The 1769-nt window shown below is 74.6% G+C and carries 3 protein-coding genes; 2 read left to right on the plus strand and 1 reads right to left on the minus strand.

Annotation, left to right across the window (positions count from 1 at the left end):
- On the plus strand, window positions 1-531 hold a 531-nt coding region (locus tag CCN56_RS39260; protein WP_107484308.1), incomplete at its 5' end, for a GntR family transcriptional regulator.
- Between the two features lie 114 nt (window positions 532-645).
- On the opposite strand, the gene CCN56_RS39265 is transcribed toward CCN56_RS39260, so the two are convergent.
- Window positions 646-1539 (minus strand): carbamate kinase, encoded by an 894-nt coding sequence (locus CCN56_RS39265; protein WP_256962418.1) that lies wholly within the window; start codon window positions 1537-1539, stop codon window positions 646-648.
- 28 nt (window positions 1540-1567) lie between these two features.
- Between CCN56_RS39265 and CCN56_RS44025 the strand changes: the two genes are divergently transcribed.
- The coding region (locus tag CCN56_RS44025; RefSeq protein ID WP_218779504.1) for a hypothetical protein at window positions 1568-1769 on the plus strand (202 nt) is incomplete at its 3' end.

Raw genomic sequence — 1769 nt, forward strand, 5'->3', positions numbered from 1 at the left:
CTGGACGTGAGCCGGCTGCCCGTCCGCGACGCCCTGCGGGACCTGGTCGCGGAGGGCCTGGTGACGCCGCGACCGCGCACCTGGGCGGTGGTCCGCGAGTTCACCGCGTCCGACATCTCGGACCTCGGCGAGGTCAGGTCCGCCCTGGAGATCCTCGGCTTCCGGCTCGCCGCGCAGCGCCGCACCCGGGCGGGGCTCGCCAAGCTCCGCGCCGACCTCGACGCCGAGCTGGCGGCGGCGGCCAAGGGCGACGGCCAGGCCGCCCGGCGGGCGGCCGCCGACTTCCACGAGACCGTCACGGAGCTCGCCGACAACGCGCTGCTCACCGAGCTGAACGCGACGCTGCGCAGCCGGATGCGCTGGATGCTCGGGCAGCACGACGACTTCACCGCCGTCGCCGAGGAGCACGCGGAGCTGTACCGGGGGATCGAGGCGCGGGACGTGGAGCGCGTCGAGAAGCTGGCCCTGCGCCACCTGGAGACGAGCCGGCACGAGGCCGCCGCGCACCAGCGCAGGACGGCGGCGGAGTAGGGCCCGCCTTCGGATCAGGCCCTGGCCCGGAGCCGTGGCGGCGGCGGATTGCCGCCACGGCTCCGGAGATCAAACGGTATACCGGAGGGGGCGGCCCGCCCCCTCCGGGGGCCGTCACCGCCCCACGTACTCGACGCCCCCGTCGACGTCGGCGCGGATCTCCGTGCCGACGCGGCGCGCCATCAGGTCGTCGAGGCGCTCCAGGGGGCCGATGAGGGTGCGGCCGCCGGCGCGGACGACGCGGATGGCGGCGTCGACCTTGGGCTTCATCGAGCCCTCGGCGAAGGCGATCTCGGCCAGGCCCTCGGGCGAGGCGGTGAGGATGTCCCGCTGCTCGGGGGTGCCCCAGTTCTCGCTGACGAAGTCGCCGTCGGTGAGCATGATCAGCATGTCCGCCTTCAGGTCGGCGGCGAGGGCGGCGCTGGCCGCGTCCTTGTCGACGACGGCCTGCATGCCGATCTGGCGGCCCTTGGAGTCGGTGCGCACCGGAACGCCGCCGCCGCCCACGCACACCACGAGCGTGCCGTTGTCGAGGAGGGTGCCGACCAGCGGCGCCTGCATGATGCGCAGCGGTTCGGGCGAGGGGACGACCCGGCGGAACGCGCCGCCGTCGCGGGCGATGGTCCAGCGGTACTCGGCCGCGGCCTCGGCGGCGTCCTGCGCCGAGTAGGTGGGGCCGATCAGCTTGGTGGGGCGCTCGAAGGCCGGGTCGGCCTCGTCGACCTCGGTCGTGGTGAGGACGGCGGCGACCTCGCGCTCGCCGGCCAGGGCGTTGGAGAGCTCCTGCTGGATGACGTAGCCGATCNNGAGGCCGACCTGCGGGCCGTTGCCGTGCGTGATGACGACCTCGTGCTCGCGGGCCAGACCGGCCAGGGCCTGGCAGGCGCCCCTGACGTTGGCGCGCAGCCGGTCGGCCGTCATCGGTTCCCCGCGGCGGGCGAGGGCGTTTCCTCCGAGAGCGACGACGATGCGCATGTGATTTCCCTTGCGGTGCTTGTGTTCGCCCATGAGACCCAGAATGGTATACCAATGTTGGTTGACCGGAAGGGGGCAGGAGCGGTCACGGACGCACGGCGACGAGGAGAGCACGGTGAGGTGCCACAGCCATGCCGGCGAACCCCGGACCCGCTCCGGCGACGCCCGGCCGCCCGGCGAACCCCGGCCCGGCTCCGGCGACCCCCGGCCCGGCTCCGACGGACCCCGACTGCCCGGCGCGCTCCGGCCGCGCTCCGGCGACG

Source organism: Streptomyces sp. NRRL B-24572 (assembly GCF_002156145.1).
Classification (GTDB): domain Bacteria; phylum Actinomycetota; class Actinomycetes; order Streptomycetales; family Streptomycetaceae; genus Streptomyces; species Streptomyces vietnamensis.